We start from the raw sequence: 4,065 nt of genomic DNA, 5'->3' as shown, positions 1-4,065 counted from the left end.
CGAGGAAATCACCCTAAACCGACGCAATGTACTGCTCGGCGGCACCGCGCTGGTCGCCGCCACGGCAGCTATTGCCTCGGCGCCCTCTCTCCGCAGCGCGCGGGCGCAGCCAACTGGGGGCAAGCCCAACATCCTCGTCATCTTTGGCGACGACATCGGCTATTGGAACATCAGCGCCTACAACCGTGGCATGATGGGCTACCGCACGCCTAACATCGATCGCATTGCCAAAGAGGGTGCGATCTTCACCGACCTCTACGCACAGCAGTCCTGCACCGCCGGACGCGCTGCCTTCATCACCGGGCAGAGCTGCTTCCGCACCGGCCTGCTGAAGGTTGGTCTGCCGGCCGCGAAGGAAGGATTGTCCGACAAGGATCCGACGCTCGCCGAGCTCCTCAAGCCGCAAGGCTATGCAACCGGCCAGTTTGGCAAGAACCATGTCGGGGACCGCAACGAATTCCTACCCACCGTCCACGGCTTCGACGAGTTCTTCGGTAACCTCTACCACCTCAACGCCGAGGAGGAGCCGGAGAACGTCGACTACCCGAAAGACCCGCAATTCCACGCCGAGTATGGGCCGCGCGGTGTGCTCAAGTGCTTTGCTACCGAAACGGACGATCCGACCGAGGACCCACGCTTCGGCAAGGTCGGCAAGCAGAAGATCGAGGACACGGGCCCTTTGACTAAGAAGCGTATGGAGACTGTGGACGAGGAATTCCTCGGTGCCGCCTTAGACTTCATCGACCGGCAGCATACGGCAAACAAACCGTTCTTCTGCTGGTTCAATTCGACGCGCATGCACGTCTTTACCCATCTCAAGCCGGAGTCGGAAGGCAGGACAGGCCTAGGGATAGAGGCTGACGGCATGGTCGAGCATGACGGCATGGTCGGCCAGCTTCTCCAGAAGCTCGATGATCTCGGCATCGCCGACAACACGATCGTTTTGTGGACTACGGACAACGGCGCGGAAGTCTTCACCTGGCCAGATGGCGGAACAACGCCGTTCCATGGCGAGAAGAATACCAGCTGGGAAGGCGGCTACCGCGTCCCCGGTATGATGCGCTGGCCAGGCGCCATCAAGCCAGGTACCGAGATCAATGACGTCATGTCCCACGAGGACTGGGTTCCCACGCTCGTGGCGGCCGCCGGCGAGCCGGATGTCAAGCAAAAGCTCCTGACTGGCTATGAGGCAGCGGGCAAGACCTTCAAGGTCCATCTCGACGGCTATGACCAGCACGATCTGCTGGCCGGCAGCGGTCCGAGCAAACGCAAGGAGTTCTTCTTCTGGACCGATGATGGGAACCTTGCGGCAATCCGCTACGACCGATGGAAAGTCCTGTTCTTGGAGCAGCGCGCGGAGGGCTTCGACGTGTGGCAGGAGCCGTTCGTACCCCTGCGGCTTCCGAAAATCTTCAACCTGCGCTCCGATCCATTCGAGCGCGCCGCGCATGAAGGGAGCGAATACGACTTCTGGCGCCTCGACAGAACCTATCTACTGGTTCCCGCGCAGGCCTTCGTGGCCGGGCACCTGCAAAGCTATGTCGACTACCCACCGAGGCAGAAGCCGGGAAGCTTCTCCCTCGACCAGGTGCTGGCGAAATTGCAGGAGGCAGGAGGAGCCGGCAAGAACTGACATCGGCAAGCGCCTCGGCAGATGCATCATTTGCCGGCGGTGCTCTCGCCTCAGCCGTCACGAGGGCTGCCAGCGCAGCCCTCGAATTGGAGTCCACATGAAGTTCGTCTTGCCTTGGCTGTGCTGGCTGCAGGCTCGATCGGCCAGGCGTTTGCACGACAGATGGGCGCGACCGCAACGGTTCATCGCTACGACATTCGACGATATGAGCTGCGCCGAGATGCAAGTTCCGCCGGAATCGTCCGAAACAGCCATTCAACGTCGCGAAGCCCACCGGGTCCCAGGGTTGATGCTCTGCGACAAGTATGTCGCCAGCGCGCGATCCTGCCGGATGCAACATATCCCGAGTACGGTTGGTTGTTTGGGCCCAGCGATGCAAAATCACCGCATGCATGCCGGGTCAGGGTTGCAGAGAGCCCAGCCGCTCGGTGGCACGCTAGATGGGAAACCGGGAGACTGTAATGAGACTTGCCCATATCTTCGTCATGCTCATCGTCTGGATGACGGTCGCCCTTCTGCCCGCCTCATCGGCCGCTACTCAGAAGGACGCGCTGCCGTCCTGGAACGATGGTCCGACGAAGCAAGCGATTATAGACTTCGTCGCGAAGGTCACCAGCGAGGGCGGTACCGAATATGTGGCGCCTGCCGAGCGCATCGCCGTCTTCGACAATGATGGGACTCTGTGGGCCGAGCAACCGCTCTATTTCCAGTTCCTGTTCGCCATTGACCGGGTCAAGGCGCTCAGCACCCAGCACCCCGAATGGAAGGACAAAGAGCCGTTCGCGTCGCTGTTAAAAGGTGATCTGAAGAGCGCGCTTGCCGACGGCGAGCATGCGATTGTCGAGCTGATCACCGCCACCCACTCCGGTATGAGCACGGAGGAGTTCAGGGGGATCGTCCAGGATTGGTTGGCGACGGCGACCCATCCGAAGAGCCGGAAGCCATACACCCAAATGGTCTACCAGCCGATGCTCGAACTTCTCGCCTACCTTCGTGCAAACGGCTTCAAGACCTTCATCGTCACGGGCGGCGGCATCGAGTTTGTGCGCAGCTTCGCCGAAGAAACCTACGGCATCCCGCCCGAGCAGGTCGTCGGCAGCTCCGGCGAGCTGAAGTTCCAGCTCCGCGGCGGGACGCCACTGCTGGAGAAGCTGCCGGCTGTCGACTTCATCGACGACGGCGATGGCAAGCCAGTCGGCATCCAGATGCACATCGGCCGTCGGCCGATCGCGGCGTTCGGCAATTCGGACGGCGACCTCGCCATGCTGCAATGGACCTGCGCCGGCGGTCCAGCCCACCTCTGTCTCTTCATCCATCACACCGACGGCGAACGCGAATGGGCCTACGACCGCGCATCGGAGATCGGTAAGCTCGACAAGGGGCTCGATGCGGCGGCTGACAATGGCTGGACCGTTGTCGATATGAAGAACGACTGGCGTCAGGTCTTTGGCAAGTAAGGCTGATGAACCGAACTGGGGCGGCCTTTACGTTGCTTTACGACAACCAGACCCGCTCGATGCTGCAGAATATCGGCTTGTCCTGCTGCTTCGGCTGGATCCGCTACGGCTTCGACACTCGAGGATGAAGAAAAGCTGCATTCATGGGCGGAGATCGCCTATCGAGTCGCCTCCAAGGCCCCCCAAGAACTAAGGCTGATGGATCTCGGGTCCGATCAACTCCTTTGGGCCCAGCCCGCCCCACCCGAGCGAGGTTCGCGTCGCATCAATAGGCCGCAAATCACTATGCAGCCAAAAGCGCATCATGCTTACGAAGATGCTCATTGAGCAGGTCGCCGTAGTCGGGCCTGACGGCCGAAACGACGCCGCGCGCTTTGTGAGCGCGTCACGCCACTTCGCTACACGGGGCGTCCATCAAAGAGTGGCTGGGAAACGGCCTGATCAAGCACATCGAAGTAGCGAAACATCGGCGCGAAGATTACATCGACCATGCTAAAAGCCCTCTCCGGTAAAGTATGGGCCATGGCTCAGGGTTTCTTCGAGCCGGCCGAACTTTTCGCGAAGGGCTACCTGCTTGAGCGGTAGAAGAGTCCTTGGCATTGATGAACTGCCATACATCACCAAGAGCGGTCGAGGCGTACTCCGTCCAGGCGCGATGGCAGCGGGTCATCGGGATGGAGCTTGGTGCCGACTTGTTCCGGTGCTGCGGGCCAATAGCTCGGATGTCTACGCGCAAAGGAAGCTGGCCGAGGCGGTCAAGGAGCATTACGGCCGGTTGGACGTGCTTTCCTCAATGCCGGCGTTTCGGTCTGGCAGCAGGGCGGGCCGGAGTGGGGCATCCGCACAACGCTCACGTTTTTATTCCCTGCCAAGTGAGGCCGTTGGCTGCTGACGTCGAGCGGCGGGCACTTACGTTTGTTACCGTTACGTACTTCCCAGCTTGCTCGCTGTCCGGTTGAAAATTCTGCTGGCCCT

At 60.8% G+C, this 4,065-nt stretch carries 3 protein-coding genes; all 3 read left to right on the top strand.

The features are described from left to right. The first annotated feature begins 7 nt into the window (after nt 1-7). The 3 genes from RFM40_RS33220 (at nt 8) to RFM40_RS33210 (ending at nt 3,218) form a co-directional block, all read left to right on the top strand. The gene (locus RFM40_RS33220; RefSeq protein ID WP_320279025.1) at nt 8-1,633 is read left to right on the top strand and encodes an arylsulfatase; all 1,626 of its coding nucleotides are present in this window, start codon (nt 8-10) and stop codon (nt 1,631-1,633) included. 461 nt (nt 1,634-2,094) lie between these two features. Then, entirely contained in the window at nt 2,095-3,090 is a 996-nt protein-coding gene (locus tag RFM40_RS33215; protein ID WP_320229118.1) for an HAD family hydrolase, read from the top strand. A gap of 5 nt (nt 3,091-3,095) precedes the next feature. Further along, nucleotides 3,096-3,218 carry a hypothetical protein gene (locus tag RFM40_RS33210; RefSeq protein WP_320229117.1) on the top strand — a complete coding sequence of 41 codons (123 nt, stop codon included), beginning with the start codon at nt 3,096-3,098 and terminating at the stop codon, nt 3,216-3,218. Nucleotides 3,219-4,065: the final 847 nt, after the last annotated feature.

This window comes from Mesorhizobium captivum (assembly GCF_033977165.1).
Lineage (GTDB): Bacteria > Pseudomonadota > Alphaproteobacteria > Rhizobiales > Rhizobiaceae > Mesorhizobium > Mesorhizobium captivum.
Note: the sequence above shows the minus strand (reverse complement) of the source record. Positions and strands in the feature narration are given on the sequence as shown.

Coding starts and splice junctions, on each gene's coding strand:
- RFM40_RS33210 (WP_320229117.1), top strand. CDS start 3,096: ATGAACCGAACTGGGGCGGCCTTTACGTTGCTTTACGACAACCAGACC.
- RFM40_RS33215 (WP_320229118.1), top strand. CDS start 2,095: ATGAGACTTGCCCATATCTTCGTCATGCTCATCGTCTGGATGACGGTC.